Genomic DNA, 26634 nt, shown 5'->3' on the forward strand with positions numbered 1-26634 from the left:
ACGGTCGGCGCCGGTTCCGCCCCGGCGGCGTGCGCGCGTCAGCTCGTCGCGACGCCCAGCAGCGGCGCGTCGGCGCGGCTCGACGGCAGCTCGTGGAACCCGAGCCGGTCGTAGAACGCCCGGGCCGCCGTGTTCGCGGCATCCATGCCGAGGTGCACGGCGGGCACTCCGCGCTCGGCGAGGGCGGCGCGCAGCGTGTCGATGAGGCGCCGGCCCATGCCCCGGCCCTGCAGCTGGGGCAGCAGGTCGATGTGGAGGTGCGCGGGGTAGGCGTCGACCTCGGCGATGAGCATGCGGTCGGGGTTCGCCCCCGCGTCGATGAGCTGCGCCTCGGTGAAGCCCGGCTCGCGTCCCGTCGGCGGTCCGGGCGCCGGATGCCGCCGGCGGAACCCCGGCGCCCATTCGCGCTTCCACCACTCCACGAACGCGCGCGTGTCCGCGACCCCGATCACGTAGCCGAGCGCCCGCCCGTCGCCTCCGTCGACCACGAACGCGAGGTCGGGTGCGTACTCCAGGTACGGCAGCGCGAACACCTCGGGCATCAGCGCGTCGTCGGAGTACAGTCCGGTTGCGTCCCCGCCGCCCGCGGCGGTGCGCAGGCAGATCACGGACACGTCGTCGCGGTCGGCCGGGCGGTAGGGCCGGATGAACGGATGCGGCGTGGCGCCGCCGTCCGCGGAGCCCGCGCCGACCGTGGCCGCCGCGGCATCCGTGCGCTCGTCGGTCACCTGCGCCGCCGCGTGCCGAAGATGCCCTCGACGACGCTCGTGAGCACGTCGCGGGTGGCCTTGGAGCCGAGCACCTGCTCGAGCACCGAGTCGCCGCCCGACGACCGCGAGCGGGTGGTGCCCGACCGCGAGCGCGAGGTGGTCGACGTGCGCTTCATCAGCCGGTCGTACTCGGCCTGTGCGGCCTTCTGCTCCTTCGCGCGCTGCTTCTCGATGGCCGCCTGCTGCTTCGCGAACTCGGCGTCGGCCCTGGCCTTGTCCGCGGCGTCCTCGGCGGCCTGCGCGGCGGCCGCGGCCGCGTTCATCTTCGCGGTGAGCAGCTCGTGCGCCGACTCCCGGTCGATGGCCGTGCCGTACTTGGCCTGCAGCGGCGAAGCAGCGACCGCGGCGTCGATCGCGGCGTCGGGCGTGGGCGACATCAGCGCCTGCGGCGCCCGCAGGCGAGTCCAGGCGACGGGGCTCGGGGCGCCCTTCTCGTTCATGACCGTGACGATCGCCTCGCCGGTGCCGAGGGTCGTGAGCACCTCCTCGAGGTCGTAGCCCGACTTCGGGTACGTCGAGACGGTCGCGCGCAGGGCCTTCGCGTCGTCGGGCGTGAACGCGCGCAGCTGGTGCTGCACCCGCGAGCCGAGCTGCGCGAGCACGTCGGCCGGCACGTCCTTCGGCGTCTGGGTGACGAAGAACACGCCGACGCCCTTCGAGCGGATGAGGCGCACCGTCTGCACCACCTGCAGCAGGAAGTCCTTCGAGGCGTCATTGAACAGCAGGTGCGCCTCGTCGAAGAAGAACACGAGCTTCGGCTTCTCGAGGTCGCCGACCTCGGGCAGGTCGTTGAAGAGGTCGGCGAGCAGCCACATGAGGAACGTCGAGTAGAGCGCCGGCCGGTCGGCGACGCCGGGCACCTCGAGCAGGCTCACGATGCCACGACCGTCGGATGCCACGCGCAGGAACTCCGCGGTGTCGATCTCGGGCTCTCCGAAGAAGACGTCGGCGCCCGCTTCGGCGAACGCCACGAGCTCGCGCAGGATGACGCCGACGGTCGCCTTCGAGAGGCCGCCGAGCCCGACCAGCTCGGCCTTGCCCTCGTCTCCGACGAGGTACTGCAGCACCGCGCGGAGGTCCTCCAGGTCGAGGAGCGCGAGGCCGGCGTTCTCGGCGTAGTGGAACACGAGGCCGAGGCTCGACTCCTGCGTGTCGTTGAGGCCGAGCACCTTGCTGAGCAGCAGCGGACCGAACCCGGCGACGGTCGCGCGAATGGGCACCCCCGTGCCGATGCCGCCGAGCGAGAAGAACTCGACCGGGAAGGATGCCGCACTCCACGCCTGGCCGATGCCCTCGGTGCGCTTCAGCAGCTTCTCGTTTGCCTCGCCGGGGGTGGCGACGCCCGAGAGGTCGCCCTTGATGTCGGCGGCGAACACGGCGACGCCGTTCGCGGCGAGCTGCTCGGCGAGCACCTGCAACGTGCGGGTCTTGCCCGTGCCCGTCGCACCGGCGACGAGTCCGTGGCGGTTCGTCATGGCGAGCGGGATGCGCACCGGAACGTCGGGCATCGGGTCGCCGTTCACGAGCGCGCCCATCTCGAGGGCCGCGCCCTCGAACGCGTATCCATCGCGGATGGCGGCGACCTGGTCGGCGTCGAGCGGGCCGGATGGGGCGGGGGCGGGGGCGGGGGCGGAGGCGGTCGCGGGGGCGGAGGCGGTCGCGGGGGCGGAGGAGGTGCCGGGGGCGGAGGAGGTGCCGGGTGCGGAGGAGGTGCCGGGGGCGGAGGAGGTGCCGGGTGCGGCGGCTTCGGCGGCCTCAGTCGCAGTGGCCGCCGCCGCCGCATCCGCTGCCCGCTGCTGGGCGTCGAGCGCAGCCTGGGCGAGGGCTGCGGCCTCCTCGGCCTTTCGGATCGCTTCCTGCGCCTGCACCTGCAGCGCCTCGGCTGCTTCGGCCGCAGCGACGGCTGCTTCCTGTGCTCGCTTCACCGCGTCGTCGGCCATGGGCACGATCCTAGCGACGGGCAGTCGGCCGCGTGTCGGAGCGGCGTGACCGGGGAACGTCGTCGTGGGGTGATGGGTACCGTCGGCCTGGATTTCGACGGCCGCGGCGGAGCGTCGAGCGGCTGGCGGCGCACGGCCGAGTCGAGATGCCGGACCTCGACGATGAACGGGAGGCAGCGGGTCCTCGTGATTCGGTGCGGCTGTGCGGTTGTGCGGCTGTGCGGGTGTGCGGGTGTGCGGGTGTGCGGGTGTGCGGGTGTGCGGCTGTGCGGCTGTGCGGGTGCGCGGCGGTGCGGCGGTGCGGTTGTGCGGTTGTGCGGTTGTGCGATTGTGCGGCAGTGCGGCTGTGCGGTTGTGCGGCGGTGCGGTTGTGCGGCAGTGCGGGTGCGCGGCGGTGCGGCGGTGCGGTTGCGCGGCTGTGCGGCAGTGCGGCAGTGCGGCTGTGCGGTTGCGCGGTCGTGCGGTCGTGCGGCTGTACGGCTGTGCGGGTGTGCGGTTGTGCGGTTGTGCGGTCGCACCACCGGACGGCCGTGCCGGCCACGCCGCCGCCGCGCTCGGCATCCGCGACGCCCGCGATGCCGCGATCCCGACGATGGCGCCACGCGCGCGAGGGGTTCCGGTCCCGCGGCGGACGCACCTATGGTGAAAGCGTGAGTCCCGCCAAGGACAACGCCGAGCTCCTCGAGATCGATGGTCGCGAGGTGCGCGTGAGCAACCCCGGCAAGATCGTGTTCCCCGAGCCCGGGCTCACCAAGCTCGACCTCGTGCGGTACTACGTGAGCGTGGCCGACGGCGCCCTCCGTGGCGCGGGCGGGCGGCCGATGGTGCTGAAGCGTTTCGTGAAGGGCATCTCGCAGGAGGCGTTCTTCCAGAAGCGCGCGCCCGAGAAGCGGCCCGAGTGGATCGAGACCGCGACACTGCACTACGCCTCCGGCAACTCGGCGGACGAGGTCGTCGTGCGGGACGCGGCTGCGCTCGCCTGGGTCGTGAACCTCGGCTGCATCGACCTCAACCCGCACCCCGTGCGCGCGGAGGACCTCGACCACCCCGACGAACTGCGCGTCGACCTCGACCCGATGCCGGGAGTGGACTGGAGCCAGATCGTCGACGTCGCCATGGTGGCCCGCGAGGTGCTCACCGACCACGGACTCGTCGGCTGGCCGAAGACCTCCGGCTCTCGCGGCATGCACATCTCCGTGCGCATCGAACCTCGCTGGACGTATCGCGACGTGCGGCTCGCCGCCGAGACCCTCGCCCGCGAGGTGGAGCTGCGCGCCCCCGGCCTCGCCAGCGCGCGCTGGTGGAAGGAGGAGCGCGGCGAGAGCGTGTTCGTCGACTTCAACCAGAACGCCAAGGACCGGACGGTCGCGTCCGCGTACTCGATCCGGCCGCTGCCCGACGCTCGCGTCTCCACGCCGCTCGACTGGGACGAGGTGCGCGGCAGCCACCCCGAGCGATTCACCGTCCCGACCGTGCTCGAGCGCTTCGCGGAGCGCGGCGACCCCGCGGCGGGCATCGACGACGCCGTCGGACGCCTCGACGGCCTGCTCCGCCTCGCAGCGGAGCTCGGGCCGGCCGAGAAGCCGCCGAAGGCGTCGGACGGCTCAGGGCGCCGGCAGTCGACCATGCCGCTCATCGAGGTGGCGCGCACGAAGACGAAGCCCGAGGCGCTCGAGGCGCTCGAACGCTGGAAGTCGAAGCACCCCGACGTCGTGCCGCTGCTGCAGCCCGCCGACGTGCTCGTCGACGGCATGCGCGGGTCGAGCTCCCTCTGGTACCGCATCCGAGTGAACCTGCAGCACGTGCCCGAGTCGCAGCGTCCGGAGCAGGAGGCCCTCGAGGCGGACTACGACCCGTGGGCCGGCAGGGAGTGGACCCGCCCGTGAGCGACCTCGGACCCGTGGACCCCGGCCACGCCGGGGAGGCCGCCTGGTTGCGACGGTGGCGCCTGCGCCCCGACGGCGACCCGACGACGACCGCGTCGAGCACGCTCATGCCCGTGCGCACGGAGCTCGGCGAGCCGGCGATGCTCAAGCTCGCCCACACCGAGGAGGAGGTGCGCGGCGCCGACCTGCTCGCCGCACTCGACGGGCGCGGCGCCGCGCGGGTCCTGCAACGGAACGGCGCCGCGGTGCTGCTGGAGCGGGCGACCGGGAGCCGGAACCTCGTCCGCATGGCGGAGGGCGGCGAGGACGACGAGGCCACGCGCGTCATCTGCGAGGCGGCCGACCGCATCCACCGGGCATCCGCCGACGTGCTCGACGCCGAGGACTCGCCCGAGCTCGTCGAGCTGACGACCTGGTTCCGCCACCTGTTCGCCGACGCCGACGGGCTCGGCGACTTCCATCGCCGCGGCGCCGACGTGGCCGCTGCCCTCCTCGACGATCCGCGCGAGCCCGTCGTGCTCCACGGCGACCTGCACCACGGGAACGTGCTGGACTTCGGCGACCGCGGCTGGCTCGCGATCGACCCGAAGGGCCTCCTCGGCGAGGCCGACTTCGACGCGTGCAACCTGCTGTGCAATCCGTCGCACGAGTGGGCGCTCCGACCGGGTCGCCTCGACCGGCAGTTCGGGGTGGTCGTCGACGCGACGGGCCTCGACCCGGCACGCCTCGCCGACTGGCTCGTGGCGTGGTGCGCACTCTCGTCGACGTGGTTCGCGCTCGACGACGACCCGCGGCTCGCGGACTCGGCGGCGGCGATCGGCGAGCTCGCCCTCGGCCTCGGCGTCCGCTGACCGCGGCGCTCAGCGGGAGAGCACCACGGGCGCGGCGCCGGCCCACTGCCGCACGAGCTCCTCGCGCACGGTGACGCCCGTACCCGGGGCATCCGGCACCCGCAGCTGGCCGCGGTGCTCGCCGTCGCCCAGCACGAACGGCTCGGTGACGTCCTCGGCGAAGTAGCGCGACGACGCCGACGTGTCGCCCGGCAGCGTGAACCCGGGCAGCGCGGCGAGGGCGACGTTCGCCGCGCGGCCGACGCCGGTCTCGAGCATGCCGCCGCACCACACGGGCACGTCGAGGGCGCGGCACGCGTCGTGCACGCGCAGGGCCTCGAGGTAGCCGCCCATGCGCCCGGGCTTGATGTTCACGACCGAGGTGGCGCCGCGCTCGATCGCGTCGATGGCGACGGACGCGTCGAGGATCGACTCGTCGAGGCACACCGGCGTGGTGCACGCCTGGGCGAGGCGCACGTGCGTCGCGAGGTCCTCCTCCGCGAAGGGCTGCTCGATGAGCAGCAGGTCGAAGGCGTCGAGACGGGCGAGCAGCGGGATGTCGTCGGCGGTGTACGCCGTGTTCGCGTCGACCTGGAGCAGCCCGCGCGGGCCGAGCTCCTCGCGCACGGCTCCGACCGGCACGAGGTCCCAGCCGGGCTTGATCTTGAGCTTGATGCGCTGGTAGCCCTCCTCGACGTAGCCCGCGACCTCGTCGAGGAGCTCCTCGAGGGTCGGCGCGATTCCGACCGAGACGCCGCAGTCCACCCACTCCCGCTCGGCGCCGAACAGCTCGCCCATCGAGCGGCCCTGCGCGCGCAGCTCGGCGTCGAGCACGGCCGCCTCGAGCGCCCCCTTCGCCATCCGATGGCCGGCGACGAACGCGAGCGTCCCGGCCACGGATGCCGCGAGCGGCACGGATGCGCCGCGCGAGCCCGGGCCCTCGGCCGCCGCCTGCCCGGCGGCATCCGGAGCCGGGTGGGACCGGGTCGGCCGGGCGTGCCGGCCGTGCGCACCGAGGAGGGCCGGGCCGAGGTAGTGCTCGATGACGGATGCCGCGCCGGCGACGTACTCGCCCGAGTAGAACGGGTCGCGCCCGGCGACGCACTCCCCCCAGCCGTCGCCCGCGTCGGTGATCACGTGCACGAGCAGCACCTCGCGCGCGGTCTCGCGCCCGAAGGAGGTCTCGAACGGGCGGACGAGCGGCACCTCCAGGCGATGCAACTCGATCCGCTCGATCGTGGGCGCGGCGGTTTCGGTCGTCTCGGTCATCAGGCCTCCCGGTCGGGGTCGTCGCGGGTGAACACGTAGTCCCCGCCTGCATCCAGCTCGACCCGGAGCGACGGGTCGGCTCCGAGGGCGGCGAACGCCTCACGGGAGGCCGCGCGCAGGCGCGCCGCGAGCTCGGGATCCCCGGCGCGCACGCGCTCGAAGTCGTCCGTCAGGGCGAGACCGCCTTCGCCGCGCCACTCGGGCTGCGGCGATCGGGCGAGGGCCCGCGCGGCGCGTGGCGAGTCCATGCGCCAGCGCACCTCGAAGCGGTCGCTGCGGTCGGTGCCGCTGATCGCGTCGCGGAGCTCACCGTAGAAGTCGGGCAGGAACGCCACCACCTCCGCGCCGAGCCGCACCAGGTTGAGGCGCGCGTTGCGCCGGATGAGCGGGTCGTACGTCCACCGCATCTCCGTGACGCCGTGCGCGAGGGAGACCGCCCGCTGCCGGAGCTTCAGTGCGACGCCGATGCCGCGACCCCTGGTCGCCGGGTCGACGGCGTTCATGTGCGAGTGCAGGTGCACGCCGCCCGCCCAGCCGAGGAAGCCGAGCGTCGCGCCGAGGGGCGGCTCGGCGGCATCCGGGCCGTCGTCGACGGCCACTAGCACGGTGTTCCCCGCGTGCGCGAGCGCCTGCAGCGTCGCGCGATCCGGTCCGCGGCCCTCGCCCCAGGTGGCGGCGAAGCGATCGAGGACGGCGTCGAGCTCGTCGGTGCGGGCTGCGCGGGTCCGGATGCCGGCGCGGGCGTCCGCGGCATCCGCGACGGCGATGGCGTCGGCCACGACCGGCGCCGCCACCTCGTGCGACAGGGCGGTCACGCCAGCCGATCCTCCATGCCCCACGGCTGGCCGTAGCCGCCGTCGGGCTCGGGCCTGGCCATGAGGTCGAGGAACGGAACGGCGTCGAACGCCTCGGGCCCGAGCACGCCGCTGCCGGTCCACACGCCGGTGGCGAGCAGCTCGAGGGCGACGACCGGGTTGAGCGCGGTCTGCCAGACCACGCACTGGGACTCGTACTCGGCCATGGTCCACGCGTTGTCGGCGACGTGGTACAGGTACACCTCGCGCGGGCGGCCGTGGGTGCCGATGCCCGTGACCCAGAGCCCCGCGCAGGTCTTGCCGGTCATCCGCGGGCCGATCGTCGCGGGGTCGGGCAGGGCCGCCGCCACCACGTCGCGGGGAGCGACCTCGACGGGGCCGTTCTGCGACCGCACCCGGATCGGCGTCGTCGAGTCGAGTCCCAGCAGGTGCAGCACCCGCAGCACGTTGATGAACTCCTCGCCGAGCCCGTACTTGAAGGTGACCCGCCTCGCGTCGACCCAGCGCGGCATGAGGAGAACCTCCTCGTGCTCGACGTTGACGCACTCCACCGGGCCGATCCCCTCGGGGAACTCGAACACCTCGGGCTCGCTGAACGGCGGGGTCGTGAACCATCCGGCGTCCTTCTCCCACACGACGGGCGGGTTCAGGCACTCCTCGATCGTCGTCCAGATCGAGAACGACGGCGCGAAGATCTCGTTGCCGTCGTCATCGGTGACGACGAGGTTCGCACCGTCGCGCACCCCGAGCTCGTCGACCAGCTCGAACAGGTGATCGGCCGCGTAGCGGGCGAACACGTCGGAGAGGCCCGGCTCGACGCCCATTCCCACGAGCGCGAGGCGTCCGGCGGCCTGCCAGTCGCCCGCCTGCGCGAACTGGTCGTCGCCGAGCTTCACGCCGGTCTGCGCGTGGGGGTCGGTCGGGTGGGGCTCCGACAGGCTCATCGCCATGTCGACGTAGTCCGCTCCGGCGGCCAGGGCGCCGGCGAAGATCGACGGCACGAACTTCGGCTCGACGGCGTTCATCACGTGCGTGGCGAGGTGCTCGCGGGCGACGGATGCCACGACGTCGGGGTCGGACGCGTCGATCTGCGCTGTGGCGAACCGGCCGGCGACGTCGTCCCCGTGCTTCGCCCGGATCCAGTCGACCGTGCGCGTCGCCCTCCCCTCCTCGTAGTCGCTCACGACGATGAGCTCGAAGAAGTCGCGGCGGGCCGCGATCTTGGCGATGGCATCTCCGACGCCTCCGGCGCCGACGAGGAGGATCCGCATGGGTCGACGCTATCGCGACGCACCCCCCGCGTCGATGCGCTCGCCGGCGTCGGCGGGTGCGCGGTCAGCAGAAGCCGCCGATGCCCTCCCAGGCCACGGCCGGGCTCCCGACGCCGTCGCGCTGGACCGCCGCCTCGATCAGGCCGTAGGGGCGATCGGCCGCGAAGAACACCTCGTTCGGGTTGTCCAGGCCGAAGGGCGAGAGGTCGACCACGAAGTGATGCTTGTTCGGCATCGAGAAGCGGATCTCCGCGATCTCGGGGTGGCGCTCGAGCACGCGGCGGCCCATGTCGAAGAGCGTGGCCTGCAGGCCGGCGGAGTACCCCTCGGCGAAGGCCTCGAGGAGCAGGGCGCGCACGCCGGCGTACACCGCGTCGTAGTCGACGTCGTGGCGTCCGTAGCGCCAGCGGGCCGCGACATCCGTGGCGAGGATGCGGTCGTGGGTCTCGGGCAGGGTCGTGTACCGGTCCTTCGGGTAGCCCTCGAACCCCGACTCGGTGGTCTTCAGCACCGTGAGCTCCTTGAGGCCGGCGATGACGTGCCGGTCGGCGCCGTCGGCGACCACCACCGCCGTGCGCACCTCCTGGCCGCTGCGCACGAACGCGTGGTCGTGCTCGCCGTCGCCCACCCGGATGCGCTGCCAGGCGAATCGCTCCGCTTCCCACCGCCCCCCGGAGACCCAGTCGAACGAGCCCGTGAAGTGGTCGGCGAGCCGCAGCAGGAACGCCTCGGGCGAGCCGATGCCGTCGCGGGCGAAGGCGAAGATCGTGTTCTTCTGCGTGTCGGTGGCCACGACGTGCGCGTTGTCGCCCGCGAGGTGCGCCGCGGCGAAGTCGCCGCGCAGCTGCGACGTGACGTTGAGGTCGTCGATCCCGTGCCTGGCGGCGTCGCGCGTGACCTTCACCACGCGCACCTCCGCCTTGCCGTACTGGTTCGGGCCGAGGACGATCGCGGGCTCGGACATGGGCTCAGCTCCCTCGATAGGTGGAGTAGGCGAACGGGCTCAGCAGCAGCGGGGCGTGCACGTGGCGTCCGTCGTCGGCGACGAGCACGGTGAGCACGACCTCGGGGTAGAACGTCTCGGCGCCCCGCGCGCGGAAGTACGCGCCGGTGTCGAACCGCAGCCGGTACTCCCCGGACGCCGGCTCGTCGGGTCCCAGCGTCGAGATCCGCCCGTCGGCATCCGTGGCGCCCGTGGCGATCGACGACCAGCCGTCGCCCGCGCGGACGTACAGCTCGACGGCGACGCCGGCCGCGGGGCGCCCGGTGGTGGCGTCGAGCACGTGCGTGGTGATCCGGGAGGTGCTCATGCGAAAAGTCCCTTCAGTCGGAGGACGGCGATCTGGCGCAGCTGGTCGGCGACCACGGGTTCCTCCTCGGCCGGCGTGTGCCCGAGGCGCTCGGTGAGCGCGGCGAGGATCTCGGCGGCCGAGCGTCCCGCCGCCCTGATCAGGAACACGCGGCCGAACCGCTGCTCGTAGGCGAGGTTCCCCGCGGCGAGCGCGGCCGCCGCCTCCGCGTCGCGTGGGTCGACGCCCGCCTGCTCGGCGCGCGACATGGCGGCTTCGGCAGTCGCCCCCGCGGCCCGCTCGCCGATGCGGGGGTGGTGGGCGAGGGCGCCGTCGACCTCGCGGGCGGTGAACGGGTCGGCGGCCGCCTCGGCCCACGCCACGAGCTCGACGACGGAGCCGTAGGGGCGCCCGGCGGCCAGCTCCTCGCACCAGCGCGGGATGTCGAGGCAGGGCCGGAGCGCCTCGATCGCCGCTTCGCGACCGAGGGCGTTGAACTCCTCAAGCCTCATCGCTCGCCCCACCCTCCGATTGTGCCCGTCGCAGCAGCCGCCCGCGCGGGTTCGTCGGGTCGACCGGCGTCCCGGCGAGGTAGGTGGCGCGCACCACCCCCGCGAGCACCCGGCCCTCGTAGGGCGTGATCGGATGCCGGTGCTCCAGCGCCGCGGCGTCCACCGTGAAGGTCGCGTCGGGCGCCACCACGGCGAGGTCGGCCGCGAACCCCGTGGCGATCGCGCCCTTCCCGCCGAGGCCGACCCGGCGTGCGGGCGCCGCCGACATCCACTCGACGACCCTGGCCAGCGGGATCCCGCGGCGGCGCGCCTCGGTCCAGACGACGGGCAGCCCGAGCTGCAACGATGCGATGCCGCCCCATGCCTCGGCGAAGTCGCCGTGGCCCGCCAGCTTCAGCGAGGCCGGTGCCGGCGAGTGATCGGACACGACGAAGTCGATCGTGCCGGACTCGAGTCCGGCCCACAGCCCGTCGCGGTTCACCGCACCGCGGATCGGCGGGCAGCACTTGAACGCGGTGGCCCCTGGGGCGATCTCCTCCGCGGTGAGCGTGAGGTAGTGCGGGCACGTCTCGGCGCTGAGTCGCACGCCCTCGCGGCGTGCGGCGGCGATCGGCTCGAGCGCGTCCGCCGCGCTCAGGTGCAGGATGTGCGCGCGGGCGCCGGTGCGCTCGGCGGCCGCGATGACGGCGCCGATCGCGGTGAGCTCCGCCGCGGGCGGGCGCGACGCGAGGAAGTCCGCGTAGGCACGGCTGTGCGGATGCGGCGCCGCCTCGATGACGCCGGCGTCCTCGGCGTGCACGATGAGGAGCGAGTCGGTGGCGACGAGCACCCGCATCGCGGCCTCGAGCTCCCCCACCGAGACCGCGGGGAACTCGGGAACGCCCGAGTCGACGAGGAAGCACTTGAAGCCGAACACGCCCTCGTCGACGAGCGGCCCGAGCTCGGCCCGGTTGTCGGGCACCACGCCGCCCCAGAATCCGACGTCGACGAAGACCGCCCCCTCGGCGGCCCGGCGCTTGACGCGAAGCGCCTCCGCCGACGTGGTCGGCGGGATGCTGTTGAGCGGCATGTCGATGATCGTCGTGACGCCCCCGGCCGCGGCCGCACGCGTCGCGGTCGCGAACCCCTCCCACTCGGTGCGGCCGGGCTCGTTGACGTGCACGTGGGTGTCGACGAGCCCCGGGATCAGCACCTCGTCGTCGGCGAGCCGCACCGAGCGCACCGCGGGCAGTCCCGTGCCGAGCGGCGCGACCCGCGCGATGACGCCGCCGTGAACAGCCACCTCCGCGGGGATGAACTCTCCGTCGACGAGCACCCGCTCGCCGGCGACCACGAGGTCGTGGGGTCCGGATGCCGCGGGCGCGGCCGCCTGCGGCATCCGCTCGCTCAGCCCCATCGGCTCGCGGCCCGCCCGGTGCCCGGATCGGTGAGCCGCACCTGGCGGTTCACGTCCTTGTAGAGCAGGTAGCGGAACGGGCCCGGGCCGCCCGCGTAACAGGCCTGCGGGCAGAAGGCGCGGAGCCACATGAAGTCGCCCGCCTCGACCTCGACCCAGTCGCCGTTGAGCCGGTAGACGCCCTTGCCCTCGAGCACGAAGAGCCCGTGCTCCATGACGTGCGTCTCGGCGAACGGGATGGAGCCGCCGGGCTGGAACGTCACGATGTTCACGTGCATGTCGTGCGCGAGGTCGTCGGGATCCACGAACCGGGTCGTCGCCCACGCCCCCTCCGTGTCGGGCATCGGCTCCGGCGCCACGTCGGCGTCGCTCGTGACGAACGACGTCGGCGCCGGGATGCCCTCGACGTGCTCGTACGCCTTGCGGATCCAGTGGAACGACGTGGGCTCGTCGCCCTCGTTCGCGATCGACCAGGGCGCGCCCGCGGCGAGGTAGGCGTACCCACCGGGGCCCAGCACGTCGCGTTCGCCGTCGACGTCGAGGGTGAGCTCACCGGTCGTGACGAACACGACGCCCTCGACGCCCTCCTCCCGCTCGGGTCGCTCGGCGCCTCCGCCCGGCCCGATCTCGACGATGAGCTGGGCGAAGGTCGTCGCGAAGCCCGCGATCGGCCGGGCGAGGATCCACGAGCGGGTGCCCGTGAAGCCCGGCAGCCTGCTCGTCACGATGTCACGCAGCACGCCCTTCGGGATCACCGTGTACGCCTCGGTCACGATCGCGCGGTCGGTGAGCAGTTCGGTCTGCGCAGGCAGTCCGCCCTGCGGGGTGAAGTAGCTCATGGGACCTCCTCGTCCGTGGGCGGTGCGGTGCGGCATCCGCTCATGTCGTCGTGCGCCGCTGGGTCGCGAGGGCGGCCAGCGCGCGCTCGTCGATGCCGGTGTCCGCGGCGACCTCCGCCGCGGTGATCGCGCCGCACTGCACGCCGCGGCGGACGAACCCCGCGAGTGCCCGCACCGTCGCCGGCTCGTCGAGCACCGCGCCGGAGGTGCGGTCGTGCACGTGGCGCAGGCGGGCGGATGCCTCGGGGTAGCCGTCACGGTAGTACGCGTACGTGGCGATGAACCGGGTGGGCAGCTGCGCCGGGTGCAGGTCCCACCCCTGCGGGAACCCGCGCTCGAGCGACCGGCGCACCAGCCGGGCGTGCAGCCGCCACCCCTCGGGTGCACGATCGCCGACCGGGAGGACGTTCGTCGAGCCGTCGGAGAGGCGGATGCCGGTGCCGGCCACGGCCACCTGCATGACGTTCTTCGCGTGGTCGGCCGCCGGATGGTCGAGCGATTGGTACGGCGCTGCGATCCCCACCGCGGCGCTGTAGTCGTAGGTGCCGTAGTGCAGCCCGGCGATGCGGCCGGGCGCGGCGATCGCGAGCCGCGCCACGGGTGCGACGCCGTCGGCGCCCAGCACGAGCTGCGGGGTCTCCACCTGCACCTCGAATCGGAGGCGGCCGTGCGGCAGGCCGTGTGCGCGCTCGAGCGCCTCGACGGCGTCGACCATCGCCTCCACCTGCGCGACGGTCGACACCTTCGGCAGCGTGAGCATCAGGCCGTCGGGCAGCACGCCCTGGTCCATGAGCGTCGTGAGGAACAGGTCGAGCGTGCGGATGCCGCGAGCCCGCGTCGGCGCCTCGAACGACTTGAAGCGGATCCCGATGAACGGCGGGGCGAAATTGGCGCCCGTCGCGGCCGCGACGCGCTTCGCGGCACGCACGGCGTCGGCGTCCTCGAGGTGATCGCCGCGGTCGCCGTAGCCGTCCTCGAAGTCGACGCGCAGGTCCTCGATCGGCTCCCGTGCGAGCTTCTGCTCGACGAGCGGCGCCACGGCCGCCGCGACCTCGGGGGCGATGCCGACGTCGACGGCGAGCGCCTCCACGCCGCCCGCAGCGGCCGCGGCCTGGCGCGCCGCCCTCCCCCACTGGATCGGCAGCTCGGGGGTGTAGCGGTCGGCAGGCACGTAGACGGTGTGCACCGGCTGGCGAGTGCCGTCGTCGCCGGGGTAGACGGCCGCCAGCAGCCGGTCGGTCGACGCGAGACGGGCGTCGATCGCGGCGAGCACGACGGCGGGCAGCACGGCGCGCACCCTCACTCCAACAGCTCGTACGCGGGCAGGGTGAGGAAGTCGACGTACTCGTCGGCCAGGCAGAACTCGGCCATCAACCGGGCTGCCGGCTCCGTGTAGGCGGCGAACCGCTCGGGCGTCGTCTCGGCGCGGAGCTGCGCGACCTCCTCGTCGAGCACGGTGCGCACGAGCTCGGGCGTCATCGTGCGCCCGGTGTCGGCGAGCACCACGTCGTGGCGCAGGTGCTGCCACACCTGGGAGCGGGAGATCTCCGCGGTGGCGGCGTCCTCCATGAGGCTGTGCAGCGCCACCGCCCCGCTGCCCGCGAGCCAGGCCGCGGTGTAGGCGACGCCCACGGAGAGGTTCGTGCGCAGGCCCGCCTCGGTGACCGAGCCGCCCGCGGAGGCGACGTCGAGGAGCTGCGCGGGGGTCACCTCGACCTCTGGCCGCTGCCGGTCGAGCTGGTTGGGCCGGTCGCCGAGCACGCCGTCGAAGACCTCCCTGCAGACCGGCACGAGGTCGGGGTGCGCGACCCACGAGCCGTCGAAGCCGTCGTTCGCCTCGCGGGTCTTGTCGGCACGCACCTTCTCGAAGGCGACCGCCGTGGCCTCGGGGTCGGCACGGTTGGGCACGAACGCGGCCATGCCGCCCATCGCGACGGCACCACGCCGATGGCAGGTCTTCACGAGCAGCTCGGTGTAGGCGCGCATGAAGGGGGCGGTCATCTGCACGTCGGCCCGGTCGGGCACGATGAACTCGGGGCCGGCATCGCGGAAGACCTTGATGAGGCTGAACAGGTAGTCCCAGCGTCCCGCGTTCAGCCCCGACACGTGCTCGCGCAGCTCGAACAGGATCTCGTCCATCTCGAAGGCGGCGGGGATCGTCTCGATGAGCACGGTCGCGCGCACGGTGCCCCGTGGAATGCCGAGCGCCTCCTGCGCGAACTCGAACACGTCGTTCCACAGCCGCGCCTCGAGGTGGCTCTCGAGCTTCGGCAGGTAGTAGTACGGCCCGTCGCCGTTGTCGATGAGCTGCCGGGCGGTGTGGAAGAAGTGCAGGCCGAAGTCGACGAGCGATCCCGAGCCCCGCTCGCCGTCGACGAGCACGTGCTTCTCGGGCAGGTGCCAGCCGCGCGGGCGCGTGACCACGGTCGGGCGGCGAACGTCGGAACGGAGGGCGTAGGCCTTGCCCTCGGGCGACGTGTACTCGAGCGTGCCGCCCGCCGCGTCGCGCAGGTGCCGCACGCTGCCGACCACGTTGGGCCAGGTCGGGCTCGACGCGTCCTCGAGGTCCGCGAGCCAGACGCGCGCTCCGGAGTTGAGCGCGTTGATCGCCATCTTCGCCGGCGAGGCCGGGCCGGTGATCTCCACCCGCCGGTCGGCGAGCGCCGGCGGCGGCGGCGGCACGCGCCAGTCGCCGCTGCGGATCTCCTCGGTCTCGGGGAGGAAGTCGAGGCGCTCGCCGTGGGCGATCCGTTCGCGGCGTCGTGCCCGGGCGACGAGGAGGTCGCGACGGCGGGGATCGAACCGATGGTGCAGCGCCTCCACGAAGGCGAGCGCCTCGTCGGTGAGGATCTCCTCGCCGCCCGGGACCTCGATGTCACGGGCGATCTCGATGGTCATGCGGCTGCCGCTCCCTTCCGGGCTTCACGCTCCCCACGCTGTCCTCATCTTGGCGCAGATGCGCCCACGGCGTAACCGGATCGCGGGGAAGGCGGCGGCGTAGACTCCGAATCCAAGGAGTGCGAATGGATCACATCGGCGTGATGGTCAACGGACGACGACACCCGCTGCAGGGCGTGTCGGCCCACTCGACCGCGCTCGACTGGCTGCGCGGGATCGGGCTGACCGGATGCAAGGAGGGGTGCGCCGAGGGCGAGTGCGGCGCGTGCGCGGTGCTGCTCGCGATGCCCGACGACCACGGCGGCACGCGGTGGACGGCGGTCAACGCCTGCCTGGTGCCCGTCGCGGCCCTCGACGGCCAGGAGGTCGTGACGGCCGAGGGCCTCGGCAGCCCGGAGGCGCCGCATCCCGTGCAGGCGCGCCTCGCGGAGGCCGGAGGCTCGCAGTGCGGCTACTGCACGCCCGGCTTCGCCTGCAGCATGGCGGGCGAGTTCTACCGGGCCGGACGCGCGGCGGGCGACGCGGCGGAGCCGCAGCCCGCCGACGCCGAGGACACCGTCGACGGCCGCGCCGACGCGCACCACGGCCCCAACGGCTTCGACCTGCACGCCCTGAGCGGCAACCTGTGCCGGTGCACGGGATATCGCCCGATCCGGGACGCCGCGTACGCCCTCGGCGAGCCCGAGGCCGGCGATCCGCTCGCCGACCGGCGCTCCCGCCCCGCTCCCGACGTCGTGGCGACCCGGCTCGACGGGCCCGACGGGCGGTTCGTGCGCCCGGCGTCGCTCGACGAGGCGCTCGGCCTCATGCGCGACGAGCCCGACGCCATGGTGGTCGCCGGCACGACCGACTGGGGCGTCGACGTGAACCTCCGCGGCAGGCGCGCGCCGCTCTCGATCGCCATCGAGCGGCTGCCGGAGCTGCGCACGCTCGACCTCGGCGACGCCGGCATCGAGATCGGCGCCGCACTCGCGCTGTCGGAGGTCGAACGCCGCCTCGACGGCGCAGTGCCGCTGCTCGCCGAGCTGTTCCCGCGGTTCGCGTCGCCCCTCATCCGCAACCGCGCCACGATCGGCGGCAACCTCGGCACCGCCTCGCCCATCGGCGACACCGCCCCGGCGCTGCTCGCGCTCGAGGCCCGCGTCGTGCTCGTGTCGGCCGCCGGCGAGCGCGAGGTCGACCTCGCCGACTACTTCACGGGCTATCGCGAGACCGTGCGCAGGCCCGACGAGCTCATCCGAGCGGTACGGATCCCGCTGCCGCTCGCGGGCATCTTCGCGTTCCACAAGGTCGCGAAGCGCCGATTCGACGACATCTCCAGCGTCGCCGTCGGCCTCGCGCTCGACCTCGACGACGGCGTGATCGCGGGCGCACGCATCGGGCTCGGCGGCGTCGCGGCGACCCCGATCCGCGCACGGGCGACCGAGGCGGTGCTGGTCGGGCGACCGTGGACCCTCGAGACCGCCCGCGACGCGGCATCCGTGCTCGGCACCGAGGGCACCCCGATGTCCGACCACCGGGCGAGCGCCGAGTACCGCTCGCTGATGCTCGGCACTGCGCTGCTGAAGCTGCACCGGTCCACGCCGCTCACGCCCGAGGGGGTGCCGGCATGAGCGAGCTCGCCGCACGCCCCATCGACCCCGTGGTCGGACGCCCCACGCCCCACGAGAGCGGCGCACTGCACGCCACCGGGCACGCCGTGTACACCGACGATCTCGCCGCTCGCGCGGGCGACGCGCTCACCGCGTGGCCCGTGCAGTCGGAGCAGGCGCACGCGCTCGTGACGCTCGACGTCGCGCCGGCGCTCGAGGTGCCCGGCGTCGTACGGGTGCTCACCGCGGCCGACGTGCCGGGAGTCAACGACGCGGGTGTCAAGCACGACGAGCCGCTCTTCCCCGGCGAGGCGATGTTCCACGGGCACGCCCTCGCCTGGGTGCTCGGCGAGACGGCGGAGGCCGCCCGACTCGGCGCCGCCGCGGTGCGCGTCGAGTACGAGACCCTGCCGTCGGTCATCACCGTGCCCGAGGCGATCGAGGCGGGCTCGTTCCAGGGCATCCCCCGCACGATCCGCCGCGGCGATCCCGAGGCCGCGCTCGCCACCGCGCCCCACGTCTTCGAGGGGGTCATCGAGATCGGCGGGCAGGAGCACTTCTACCTCGAGACGCACGCGTCGCTCGCCCGGGTCGACTCCGAGGGGCAGGTCTTCGTCGACTGCAGCACCCAGCACCCCTCCGAGACGCAGGAGATCGTCGCGCACGTGCTCGGACTGCCGAACAACCGGGTGACCGTGCAGGCGCTGCGCATGGGCGGGGGGTTCGGCGGCAAGGAGATGCAACCGCACGGGTTCGCGGCGATCGCCGCGCTCGGGGCCATGCTCACGGGCCGTGCGGTGCGACTGCGGCTCAACCGCACGCAGGACCTCACGATGACCGGCAAGCGGCATCCGTTCCACATCGTGTGGACCGCCGGGTTCGACGACGACGGCCGCATCGTCGCGCTCGCGACGACCCTCACCTCCGACGGGGGCTGGAGCCTCGACCTCTCGGAGCCCGTGATGGGCCGCGCCCTCTGCCACGTCGACAACGCGTACTGGATCCCCCACTTCGTGGCCCAGGGACGCGTCGCGAAGACGAACAAGACGTCCCAGACCGCGTTCCGCGGGTTCGGCGGGCCGCAGGGCATGTTCGTGATCGAGGAGGTGCTCGGGCACGCGGCGCCGGCGCTCGGCATCGATCCGGCGTCGCTCCGCGAGCGCAACCTCTACCGCCCCGGCCAGACGACGCCCTACGGACAGCCCGTGCGCCACGCCGAACGGCTCCGCACGATCTGGGAGGAGCTCCGCCGCTCGAGCGACTTCGACGCCCGCCGGGCTCGCATCGCGGCGTTCAACCACGAGCACGACGACGTGAAGCGGGCCCTCGCAATCACGCCCGTGAAGTTCGGCATCTCGTTCACCCTGACCGCCTACAACCAGGCCGGCGCCCTCGTGCACGTGTACAAGGACGGCTCGGTGCTCGTGAACCACGGCGGCACCGAGATGGGTCAGGGCCTGCACACGAAGATGCTGCAGGTCGCCGCCACGGCGCTCGGCGTGCCGCTCGAGACGGTGCGGCTCGCCCCGACGCGCACCGACAAGGTGCCCAACACCTCGGCCACCGCCGCCTCGTCGGGCGCCGACCTCAACGGCGGCGCGGTGAAGCACGCCTGCGAGCAGATCCGCGACCGCATGGCCGCCGTCGCCGGGCGGATGCTCGGGGTCGACCAGCGCGACGTGCGTTTCTCGGGCGGGCGGGTCGCCGGCCTCGGGCCGGTTCCGATGGGCACAGGCGGACCCTGGTTCACGTTCGCGCAGGTCGCGGACGCCGCCTACCACCAGCGCGTGCAGCTCTGGGCTGCGGGCTTCTACCGCACCGAGGGCCTGCACTGGGACACCGAGCGGATGCAGGGCGAGCCGTTCAAGTACTTCGCCTACGGAGCGGCCGCGACCGAGGTCGAGGTCGACGGGTTCACCGGCGCGCACCGGATGCTGCGGGTCGACATCCTGCACGACGTCGGCGACTCGCTCTCGCCGATCATCGACCTCGGCCAGGTCGAGGGCGCGTTCGTGCAGGGCGCCGGATGGCTCACGCTCGAGGAGCTGCGCTGGGACACGACCGACGGCCCCGGTCGCGGTCGGCTCCTCACCCAGTCGGCGAGCACCTACAAGCTGCCGAGCTTCTCCGAGATGCCCGAGGAGTTCAACGTACGCCTGCTCGAGCACGCCGCGGAGGACGGCGCCGTCTACGGGTCGAAGGCCGTCGGCGAACCGCCGCTCATGCTCGCGTTCAGCGTGCGCGAGGCGATCCGGGAGGCGGTCGGCGCGTTCGGGCCCGAGGGTCGCAGCGTCGAACTCGGCTCGCCCGCGACGGGCGAGGCGACGTTCCGCGCGATCCTCGCCGCTCGCCGGGACGAGGACGATCGCACGGATGCCGCGTCGGGCGCCACGACCGCGACCGGCGCCACCACCGGCGCTCCCCGACCGCTCGTGCCCTCGGACTCGTAGTCGGAGCGGACCGTGGACTGGGTCGACGCCGTGCAGCGCCTGCGCGCGTCGCGCACGGCCGCCGTGATGGTGACCGTGGCGATGGTGCGGGGGCACGCTCCCCGCAACGGCGGCGCCAAGATGGTGGTCTGGCGCGACGGGTTCTTCGGCACCGTCGGCGGGGGCAACCTCGAGGCGACGGCGACCCGCCGGGCCCGGGAGATGCTGGCGGACGCCACCGCCGAGCCCGAGCTGCTCACGCTCACGTTGAGCGACAAGGCCGTCACCGACTACGGCGTGCAGTGCTGCGGAGGAGAGGTCACCATGCTGCTGGAACCCGTGCCGGTCGTGCCGGCGGTCGCGATCTTCGGGATCGGCCACGTCGGGCTCGAGCTCGCCCGCATCCTCGCCCGGCAGCCGATCGAGCTCACGCTCGTCGACTCGCGGGCCGAGATGCTCGCGCCCGAGCGGATCGGCGCGCCCGGCTCGAGCGGACCCTTCGCCGATGCCGTCGCGACGGTCGCGCTGCGGCCGCTCCCGGTGCCCGAGGCAGCGCTCGCCGACCTGCCGGCCGGTGCCCACGTGCTCGTCATGACCCACGACCATGTCGAGGACCTCGCGATCGTCGAGGCCGCGCTGCGCGTCCCCGGCATCGGCTCGATCGGACTCATCGGCTCGCGCTCGAAGTGGGCGCGCTTCACGAAGGAGCTGCGGGAGGCCGGCCTCGGCGACGGCGACCTGGCGCGCGTGTCGACCCCGATCGGCATCGACGGCATCCGCTCGAAGGAGCCGGCGGCCATCGCGGTGAGCGTCGCGGCCCGGGTGCTGCAGCTCGTGGAGGAGGCCGCGGCGGCGCCCGTGCGGTGAGCCCGCGGCATCCGCGGCTCGCGCCCCTTCGCGGCGGAATCCTGCTCGCCCGGCGCACCCCGCCGCGCCCCTTCGCGGCGGAATCCTGCTCGCCCGGCGGAATCCGCGACGCGCGGGATTCGGGCGGCGCACCGGGATTCCCGCGGGCTCCCGCGGGTGCGGCGTGCGGCGTCAGAGCCCGAGGCGCGCGAGGTACGCGTTGCGGAACCGGCCCTCGGGATCGAACCGGGCGCGCAGGGCGGCGAAGTCGTCCCATCGAGGGTAGCGGCGCCGCACCTCGTCGCCCGGCAGCGTGGAGACCTTGCCCCAGTGCGGACGCGCGGTGGCGGGCAGCGCGGCCTCGATGGCGGGCAGCAGCGCGGTGACGGCCGGCTCGTCGCGCACCCACGTGAAGTGGAGGGCCACGACGTCGACGCCGTAGGCGGCGCTCAGCCACAGGTCGTCGGCCCGCACCGTGCGCACCTCGCACACCTGCAGGAGCGGGGCGATGCGATCGGCGAGCCCGCGCACCGCCTCGAGCGCAGCGACGGCGTCCGCCCGGGGCACGAGGTACTCCGACTGCAGCTCCGCCCCCGCCGACGGCGTGAACCCGAGCCGGAAGTGCGGCAGGCGCTCGAACCACGGGCCGGGTGCGCCGAGCTGCTCGGTGCACGCGTCGGCCGGCAGCCCGATGATCGGATGCCGCGCCTGCGTCGCCGGGTGGGCGCCGAGCCGCTCGACCACCGCACGACGCCGTTCCGCGGCATCCGTGTCGAACGGCAGCCGCTGCTTCACCCACAGCTGGTCGGCGACGTCGGTGCGCGACCACCGCGTGAAGATGCTGACGCTCGTGCCGAGCCCGGTGACTGCGTCGAGGTCGGCGAGGATCGCGTCCCAAGCGGGTGACTCGTACACCGCCTGCGCGACGTCGTAGGTCGGCTCGACGTCGAGCTCGAGGGAGGTGACCACTCCGAGCGCGCCGAGGTGCACGACCGCGCCGGCGAAGTCGGCGTCGCCGCGCACGAGCTTGCGCAGCTCGTGCACGACCGCGCCGGCGAAGTCGGCGTCGCCGCGCACGAGCTTGCGCAGCTCGCCGCCCGGGGTGACGAGGCCGATGCCCCGCACCGCGGTGGCGAGCGAGCCGATCCCGTCGCCCGAGCCGTGCGTGCCGGTGGCCACGGCGCCCGCGACCGAGATGTGCGGCAGCGACGCGAGGTTCGCGAGCGCGAGGCCCTGCCGGTGCAGCACCGGCGCGAGGTCGCCGTAGCGAGTCGCGCCCGTGCACCGCACGGCGCCCGGCGCGCTCGACACGTCGACGTGCACCGGCAGCCGGTCGGTCGCGATGAGCGTGCCGTCGGTGTCGGCGAGGTCGTTGAAGGAGTGGCGCGTGCCGAGCGCTCGGAACTGGCCGTCGCCGGCGAGCACCTCCCGCAGCTCGTCGACGGACGCCGGGTGCACGACCTGCCGCGCGCGGTAGGTCAGGTTGCCGGCCCAGTTGCGTTCCATCGTCCTCCTCACCAGCGCAGCACCGGCCATCCGTCGGCGTCCCACCCGAGCGGGACCAGCGCGAGCTGGAACTGCCCGTTGAGGTCGCGGTCGTAGTAGTGCAGGGCCATCATCCCATCGGCGACGGACTGCCCGCCGGGGCCGATGCGGCGTCCGGCGGTCTCGAGCAGCACGGTGCCGCCGTCCTCGAGCAGCGGCACGCCGTCGCGGTCGATGAACGGCCCGGTCGGGGCATCCGCCCGGCCGACGGCGACCTTGTAGGTGCTGTCGGCGCCCTGGCAGCAGTCGTCGCGCGAGACGAACAGGAACCAATGGCCGTCGTGCTCGAGGAGGTGCGGCGCCTCGATCGCGTTCGGCGGGGCACCCCGGTCGGCGAGGCGCAGCGGCTCGGCCTCGTCGGCCCGCAGTCCGCTGGGCCACTCGAGCTCGACCATGCGGATGCCGCTCCAGAACGAGCCGAACGACATCCACGGCGTGCCGTGGTCGTCGACCACGCCCGGGTCGATGGCGTTGAAGTCGTCGCCCGGCGCGGACGCGATCACGGGCCCACGATCGACCCAGTCGTAGGCGGGATCGTCGGGGTCGAGCGTGGTGTTCGTCGCGAGCGCGATGACCGACGCGTTCTTGCCGAACCGCGACGCCGAGTAGTACAGGTACCAGGTGCCGTCGTGCTCGACGAGCTCGGGCGCCCAGAGGTTGTCGACGCCGGGCACGGCCTCGTCGATCCACTCCGGCTTCTCGTCCCAGACCTCGCCCTCGTAGCGCCACGACCGGCCGTCGGACGATGAGCGGACCTGCACGTTGCCGTCGGCCACCGTGCCGTTCCCGGTCGAGTACACGTACCAGGTGTCGCCGTCCCTGGCCAGGGCCGGGTCGTGCGTCGACAGGTCGCCCGAGAGGTCCCAGGCGCCGCTCGTGGCGCAGCCGGCGAGCGCGAGGGTCACGGATGCCGCGAGCAGCACGCCGAGGCCGAGGCGGCGCGCTGCTCGTGCGGCGGGGCGCGGCGGCATGGACGACCGCCGCGACCCGCCGCGCCTCAGCCGAGCGAGATCGCGGTCCACGACACCGGCGGCAGAGTCACGGTCAGCTCGCCCCCGTCGATGCGCACCGAGTCGTTCGACCGCGGCGCCACCCGCTCGGGTTCGGCCAACGTGTTCCTGGCGTACACGTCGTCGTCGGCGAGGGTGTGCGACTCGAGCACCGACAGGTCGCCGAGGGTCGCGATGTCCACGATGAGCGTCAGGGGCTCGTCCTGGCTGCGGTTCACGAGGAAGACGGCGGTGCGCCCGGTCTCGGCGTCATGGGTGGCGACCGCATCGACGAGGGGGACCTCGCCGTACTCCTTCGTCTCGTAGGTCGGCGCGTCGAGCTTCAGCTCCAGCGCCTCGCCCTGCGCGAGCCGCGACGTGATCGAGAACGGGAAGAACGTGGTCTGCCGCCAGGCCGGGCCGCCGGGCTCGGTCATGATCGGCGCGATCACGTTCACGAGCTGGGCGAGCGAGGCGCTCGTCACGCGGTCGGCGTGCTTCACGAGCGAGATCATGAGGTTGCCGAACACGACGGCGTCGGCGACCGAGTAGACGTCCTCGAGGAGGCGCGGGGCGATGGGCCAGTTGTCGAGGCCCTCGATCCGGTCCACGTTCTGGAACCGGGAGAGGTACCACACGTTCCACTCGTCGAACGAGATGTCCACGGTCTTCTCGCTGCCGAGCACGGCCTTCACGTGGTCGGCCGTCGCGACGACGGTCTCGATGAAGCGGTCCATGTCGACGGCCGAGGCGAGGAAGCTGCCGAGGTCGCCGTCCTTCTCCTCGTAGTAGGCGTGGCACGAGATGTAGTCGACGTCCTCGTACGTGTGCGAGAGCACGACGCGCTCCCACTCGCCGAACGTGGGCATGTGCGCACTCGACGAGCCGCAGACGACGAGCTCGATGGACGGGTCGAGCTGGCGCATCGCCTTCGCCGTGCGCGAGGCGAGCTTGCCGTAGTCCTCGGCCGAACGATGTCCGAGCTGCCACGGACCGTCCATCTCGTTGCCGAGGCACCACATCTTCACGCCGAACGCATCGGTGCGCCCGTTCTCGATGCGGCGCTGGGACAGGGCGGTGCCGCCCGCGATGTTCGAGTACTCCAGCAGGTCGAGCGCCTCGAGCGTGCCCCGCGTGCCGAGGTTGACCGCCAGCATGAGCTCGCTGTCGACCTTGTCGAGCCACGACGCGAACTCGTGCAGCCCGACCTCGTTCGTCTCGGTCGAGTGCCAGGCGAGGTCGAGCCGGCGGGGCCGCTCCTCGCGAGGGCCGACGCTGTCCTCCCAGCGGAACCCCGAGACGAAGTTGCCCCCGGGGTAGCGGATCGTGGACACCCCGAGCTCCTTCACGAGCTCGACGACGTCGGCCCGGAAGCCGTCGGCGTCCGCGGTGGGATGGGTGGGCTCGTGGATGCCGTCGTAGACGTGCCGGCCGAGGTGTTCGACGAAGCCGCCGAAGACGCGCCGGTTGACGGGCCCGATGGTGAAGTGCGGGTCGATGGTCAGGCGTGCGGTGGGCATGGACTGCTTTCTGTGTGAGGAGCGGTGGATCTGCGGCAGGCCCCGCGCCGGGGCATCCGCTGGCTTGTGAGGTTGCGGCCTACTTGATGCTGCCGATCGCGAGCCCGCCCTGCCAGTACCGCTGGAGGAACAGGAACGAGAGGATGAGCGGCAGGATCGACACGAACGCGCCCGTCGTGATGAGGTTCCACACCTGCTCGCCGCCGGCGCCGGCGTTCGAGAGCGCGGTCCACCGGTTCAGGCCGACGGTGACCGGCAGCAGCTCGGGGTCGGTGAGCACGGCGAGCGGGAGGAAGAAGTTGTTCCAGGTGCCGACCACCGAGAGCAGCAGCACCGTGACGATCGCGGGGCGGAGCAGCGGCAGCGCGACCTGGAAGAACGTGCGCAGCTCGCCCGCCCCGTCGATGCGGGCCGCCTCGAGCATCTCGTCGGGCACGGCGTCCTGCGTGTAGACGCGCATGAGGTAGACGCCGAACGGGCTGAGCAGGCTCGGCAGGATGACAGCCCACGGCGTGTTGATGATGCCGTACTGGCTGAGCAGCATGAACGTGGGGATGACGAGGGCGGTGAGCGGCACCATGACCGAGCCGAGGATGATCGTGAAGACCGCCCCACGGCCGCGGAAGCGGTACTTCGCGAACCCGTAGCCGGCGAGGATCGCGAGCACGGTCGCCCCGATGCCGCCGGCGAAGGCGTAGACGAACGAGTTGGCGAGCCACCGCCAGTAGATGCCGCCCTGGTGCGTGAAGAGGCCCGCGATGTTCTCGAAGAGCGCGAAGTGGTCGTCGAACCAGAAGGCGCTCGAGCCGAACAGGCCCGAGGTGTTCTTCGTGGCCGCGACGACGAGCCACCAGATCGGGAAGACGAAGTAGATCGCCAGGATGACGAGGAAGGCGTGCGAGCCGATGCGGCGTCCGCCGTTGCGGTTCCGGCGGTCCTTCACGCTGCGGTCCTCCCGCGAGGGGAGTCCGGTCACGGTGGTGCCGGGTTCGTCGCGCACGTCGGCGCGGGGGGCGAAGACGCTCATGACTTGAGTCCGCTCTGCTTGCGCGTGAGGAAGAGGAAGACGAACGAGCCGGCGAACACGAGCATGCCGAGCGAGAACGCGATGGCCGACGCGTAGTTGAACTGGCTGTAGGAGAACGCGAGCGAGTACGCGTACATGTTCGGGGTGTAGGCCGCGTCGATCGCGCCCTGCGCGATGTTGCGGAGCACGACCGGTTCGGTGAAGAACTGCAGGGTGCCGATGAGGGCGAAGGTGATGACCATCACCACCGAGGAGGAGATCATCGGGACCTTGATGCGGATCGCCGTCTGCCACCCGTTCGCCCCGTCGATGCGTGCGGCTTCGTAGATCGACGGGTCGATCGATCGCAGGGCCGCGTAGATGACGACCATGTAGTAGCCCGACCACTGCCACGTCACGATGTTGACGAGGCTGGCGAAGACGGTGTCGGACGCGAGGAAGTCGGGAGTCGGCAGGCCGACCAGGTCGAAGAGCGTCGCACCGGGTCCGAACCTCGGGCTGTAGAGGAAGCTCCACATGAGCGCGCCGATCACGACCGGGATCGCGTACGGCGCGAAGATCAGCAGCCGCGAGAGGCTGGCCAGGCGGGTCACCAGCGTGTCCAGCACGAGCGCCGCCGCCATCGCGACGATCAGCTGGGCCGGGATCATCACGATCGCGAACGCCGCGACCCGGAGGAGCCCTTCGAGGAACAGCGGATCGGTGAACGCCTTCACGTAGTTCTCGATACCCGTGAACTTCGTACCGGTCGCGAGCGTCGAGGTGAACAGGCTCATGCCGAAGGCGTAGAACAGCGGGAAGATCAGGAAGAGGGCGAACACCAGGAGGAACGGGGAGACGAACAGCCACCCCCACCGCTGCCGGCGTCGCTCGAGCTTCGATCCCCCTTCGGGTGCGCGCCGCCGCGCGGGCGCCACGGCCGCCGCCGGGGGCGCCGCCAGGGTCGAGTGCGTCGTCATGTGTCGCTTCCT

Annotated in this window: 22 protein-coding genes; 5 read left to right on the forward strand and 17 right to left on the reverse strand. The window is 73.0% G+C overall.

The features are described from left to right. Positions 1 to 38: 38 nt before the first annotated feature. Together EV187_RS02560 and EV187_RS02565 are read right to left on the reverse strand one after the other, a co-directional pair. The gene (locus tag EV187_RS02560; protein WP_130351458.1) at positions 39 to 728 is read right to left on the reverse strand and encodes a GNAT family N-acetyltransferase; all 690 of its coding nucleotides are present in this window, start codon (positions 726 to 728) and stop codon (positions 39 to 41) included. Beyond that, positions 725 to 2710, reverse strand: coding sequence for a helicase HerA-like domain-containing protein (locus EV187_RS02565; protein WP_130351459.1), 1986 nt, complete (start codon positions 2708 to 2710; stop codon positions 725 to 727). Before EV187_RS02565 ends, EV187_RS02560 begins: the two co-directional genes overlap by 4 nt. Before the next feature lie 650 nt (positions 2711 to 3360). Between EV187_RS02565 and EV187_RS02570 the strand changes: the two genes are divergently transcribed. Together EV187_RS02570 and EV187_RS02575 are read left to right on the forward strand one after the other, a co-directional pair. Beyond that, positions 3361 to 4596 (forward strand): DNA polymerase domain-containing protein, encoded by a 1236-nt coding sequence (locus EV187_RS02570; RefSeq protein WP_130351460.1) that lies wholly within the window; start codon positions 3361 to 3363, stop codon positions 4594 to 4596. Next, complete coding sequence (locus tag EV187_RS02575; protein ID WP_242609392.1) at positions 4593 to 5447, forward strand: aminoglycoside phosphotransferase family protein; 855 nt, start codon at positions 4593 to 4595, stop codon at positions 5445 to 5447. The genes EV187_RS02570 and EV187_RS02575 overlap by 4 nt, the downstream gene beginning before the upstream one ends. Before the next feature lie 9 nt (positions 5448 to 5456). On the opposite strand, the gene menC is transcribed toward EV187_RS02575, so the two are convergent. The 10 genes from menC to aceB all read right to left on the reverse strand — a co-directional run bounded on the left by menC (position 5457) and on the right by aceB (position 15715). Then, positions 5457 to 6695, reverse strand: coding sequence for an o-succinylbenzoate synthase (menC, locus tag EV187_RS02580; RefSeq protein ID WP_130351461.1), 1239 nt, complete (start codon positions 6693 to 6695; stop codon positions 5457 to 5459). Then, complete coding sequence (locus EV187_RS02585) at positions 6695 to 7510, reverse strand: hypothetical protein (protein ID WP_130351462.1); 816 nt, start codon at positions 7508 to 7510, stop codon at positions 6695 to 6697. Before EV187_RS02585 ends, menC begins: the two co-directional genes overlap by 1 nt. Then, positions 7507 to 8781, reverse strand: a complete 1275-nt coding sequence (locus EV187_RS02590) for a saccharopine dehydrogenase family protein (protein WP_130351463.1) — start codon at positions 8779 to 8781, stop codon at positions 7507 to 7509. The genes EV187_RS02585 and EV187_RS02590 overlap by 4 nt, the downstream gene beginning before the upstream one ends. A 64-nt stretch (positions 8782 to 8845) precedes the next feature. Beyond that, on the reverse strand, positions 8846 to 9745 hold the full coding sequence (gene pucL / locus EV187_RS02595) for a factor-independent urate hydroxylase (RefSeq protein WP_130351464.1): 900 nt from the start codon (positions 9743 to 9745) through the stop codon (positions 8846 to 8848). Positions 9746 to 9749: 4 nt separating this feature from the next. Next, positions 9750 to 10091 carry a hydroxyisourate hydrolase gene (uraH, locus tag EV187_RS02600; RefSeq protein WP_130351465.1) on the reverse strand — a complete coding sequence of 114 codons (342 nt, stop codon included), beginning with the start codon at positions 10089 to 10091 and terminating at the stop codon, positions 9750 to 9752. Beyond that, positions 10088 to 10582: a 2-oxo-4-hydroxy-4-carboxy-5-ureidoimidazoline decarboxylase gene (gene uraD / locus EV187_RS02605; protein WP_130351466.1), complete on the reverse strand. Its 495-nt coding sequence runs from the start codon at positions 10580 to 10582 to the stop codon at positions 10088 to 10090. The genes uraH and uraD overlap by 4 nt, the downstream gene beginning before the upstream one ends. Then, positions 10572 to 11978: an allantoinase AllB gene (gene allB / locus EV187_RS02610; RefSeq protein ID WP_207221711.1), complete on the reverse strand. Its 1407-nt coding sequence runs from the start codon at positions 11976 to 11978 to the stop codon at positions 10572 to 10574. The genes uraD and allB overlap by 11 nt, the downstream gene beginning before the upstream one ends. Next, positions 11969 to 12817, reverse strand: a complete 849-nt coding sequence (locus EV187_RS02615) for a bifunctional allantoicase/(S)-ureidoglycine aminohydrolase (protein WP_130351467.1) — start codon at positions 12815 to 12817, stop codon at positions 11969 to 11971. Before EV187_RS02615 ends, allB begins: the two co-directional genes overlap by 10 nt. A gap of 40 nt (positions 12818 to 12857) precedes the next feature. Then, positions 12858 to 14114, reverse strand: a complete 1257-nt coding sequence (locus EV187_RS02620; RefSeq protein WP_423190873.1) for a DUF6986 family protein — start codon at positions 14112 to 14114, stop codon at positions 12858 to 12860. Positions 14115 to 14116: 2 nt separating this feature from the next. After that, positions 14117 to 15715, reverse strand: a complete 1599-nt coding sequence (aceB, locus tag EV187_RS02625) for a malate synthase A (RefSeq protein WP_130351468.1) — start codon at positions 15713 to 15715, stop codon at positions 14117 to 14119. A gap of 125 nt (positions 15716 to 15840) precedes the next feature. Here aceB and EV187_RS02630 point away from each other — a divergent pair, with 125 nt between their 5' ends. Genes EV187_RS02630 through xdhC form a run of 3 tightly spaced genes read left to right on the forward strand, consistent with a single transcriptional unit; the run spans position 15841 to position 20603 of the window. Continuing rightward, entirely contained in the window at positions 15841 to 17328 is a 1488-nt protein-coding gene (locus tag EV187_RS02630) for a xanthine dehydrogenase small subunit (RefSeq protein WP_130351469.1), read from the forward strand. After that, positions 17325 to 19757: a xanthine dehydrogenase molybdopterin binding subunit gene (gene xdhB / locus EV187_RS02635; RefSeq protein ID WP_130351470.1), complete on the forward strand. Its 2433-nt coding sequence runs from the start codon at positions 17325 to 17327 to the stop codon at positions 19755 to 19757. The genes EV187_RS02630 and xdhB overlap by 4 nt, the downstream gene beginning before the upstream one ends. A gap of 12 nt (positions 19758 to 19769) precedes the next feature. Further along, complete coding sequence (gene xdhC, locus EV187_RS02640) at positions 19770 to 20603, forward strand: xanthine dehydrogenase accessory protein XdhC (protein ID WP_130351471.1); 834 nt, start codon at positions 19770 to 19772, stop codon at positions 20601 to 20603. A 171-nt stretch (positions 20604 to 20774) separates the two neighbouring features. Here the strand turns inward: xdhC and EV187_RS02645 are convergent, their stop codons facing one another. From EV187_RS02645 to EV187_RS02665, 5 genes are all read right to left on the reverse strand, one after another. Further along, positions 20775 to 22088: a D-arabinono-1,4-lactone oxidase gene (locus tag EV187_RS02645; protein WP_130351472.1), complete on the reverse strand. Its 1314-nt coding sequence runs from the start codon at positions 22086 to 22088 to the stop codon at positions 20775 to 20777. Positions 22089 to 22096: 8 nt separating this feature from the next. Then, positions 22097 to 23098 (reverse strand): arabinan endo-1,5-alpha-L-arabinosidase, encoded by a 1002-nt coding sequence (locus tag EV187_RS02650; RefSeq protein WP_130351473.1) that lies wholly within the window; start codon positions 23096 to 23098, stop codon positions 22097 to 22099. A 26-nt stretch (positions 23099 to 23124) separates the two neighbouring features. After that, on the reverse strand, positions 23125 to 24636 hold the full coding sequence (arfA, locus tag EV187_RS02655) for an arabinosylfuranosidase ArfA (RefSeq protein ID WP_130351474.1): 1512 nt from the start codon (positions 24634 to 24636) through the stop codon (positions 23125 to 23127). 79 nt (positions 24637 to 24715) lie between these two features. Beyond that, the gene (locus tag EV187_RS02660; RefSeq protein ID WP_130351475.1) at positions 24716 to 25663 is read right to left on the reverse strand and encodes a carbohydrate ABC transporter permease; all 948 of its coding nucleotides are present in this window, start codon (positions 25661 to 25663) and stop codon (positions 24716 to 24718) included. After that, positions 25660 to 26622, reverse strand: a complete 963-nt coding sequence (locus EV187_RS02665; RefSeq protein ID WP_130351476.1) for a carbohydrate ABC transporter permease — start codon at positions 26620 to 26622, stop codon at positions 25660 to 25662. The genes EV187_RS02660 and EV187_RS02665 overlap by 4 nt, the downstream gene beginning before the upstream one ends. Positions 26623 to 26634: the final 12 nt, after the last annotated feature.

It is taken from the genome of Agromyces ramosus (assembly GCF_004216665.1).
Taxonomy (GTDB): Bacteria; Actinomycetota; Actinomycetes; order Actinomycetales; family Microbacteriaceae; genus Agromyces; species Agromyces ramosus.

Bases quoted from the DNA above. Each gene is read 5' to 3' on its own strand.
- EV187_RS02565 (WP_130351459.1), bottom strand. From the start codon at position 2,710: ATGGCCGACGACGCGGTGAAGCGAGCACAGGAAGCAGCCGTCGCTGCG.
- menC (WP_130351461.1), bottom strand. From the start codon at position 6,695: ATGACCGAGACGACCGAAACCGCCGCGCCCACGATCGAGCGGATCGAG.
- EV187_RS02590 (WP_130351463.1), bottom strand. From the start codon at position 8,781: ATGCGGATCCTCCTCGTCGGCGCCGGAGGCGTCGGAGATGCCATCGCC.
- pucL (WP_130351464.1), bottom strand. From the start codon at position 9,745: ATGTCCGAGCCCGCGATCGTCCTCGGCCCGAACCAGTACGGCAAGGCG.
- uraH (WP_130351465.1), bottom strand. From the start codon at position 10,091: ATGAGCACCTCCCGGATCACCACGCACGTGCTCGACGCCACCACCGGG.
- uraD (WP_130351466.1), bottom strand. From the start codon at position 10,582: ATGAGGCTTGAGGAGTTCAACGCCCTCGGTCGCGAAGCGGCGATCGAG.
- allB (WP_207221711.1), bottom strand. From the start codon at position 11,978: ATGGGGCTGAGCGAGCGGATGCCGCAGGCGGCCGCGCCCGCGGCATCC.
- EV187_RS02615 (WP_130351467.1), bottom strand. From the start codon at position 12,817: ATGAGCTACTTCACCCCGCAGGGCGGACTGCCTGCGCAGACCGAACTG.
- aceB (WP_130351468.1), bottom strand. From the start codon at position 15,715: ATGACCATCGAGATCGCCCGTGACATCGAGGTCCCGGGCGGCGAGGAG.
- EV187_RS02630 (WP_130351469.1), top strand. From the start codon at position 15,841: ATGGATCACATCGGCGTGATGGTCAACGGACGACGACACCCGCTGCAG.
- xdhB (WP_130351470.1), top strand. From the start codon at position 17,325: ATGAGCGAGCTCGCCGCACGCCCCATCGACCCCGTGGTCGGACGCCCC.
- EV187_RS02645 (WP_130351472.1), bottom strand. From the start codon at position 22,088: ATGGAACGCAACTGGGCCGGCAACCTGACCTACCGCGCGCGGCAGGTC.
- EV187_RS02650 (WP_130351473.1), bottom strand. From the start codon at position 23,098: ATGCCGCCGCGCCCCGCCGCACGAGCAGCGCGCCGCCTCGGCCTCGGC.
- arfA (WP_130351474.1), bottom strand. From the start codon at position 24,636: ATGCCCACCGCACGCCTGACCATCGACCCGCACTTCACCATCGGGCCC.
- EV187_RS02660 (WP_130351475.1), bottom strand. From the start codon at position 25,663: ATGAGCGTCTTCGCCCCCCGCGCCGACGTGCGCGACGAACCCGGCACC.
- EV187_RS02665 (WP_130351476.1), bottom strand. From the start codon at position 26,622: ATGACGACGCACTCGACCCTGGCGGCGCCCCCGGCGGCGGCCGTGGCG.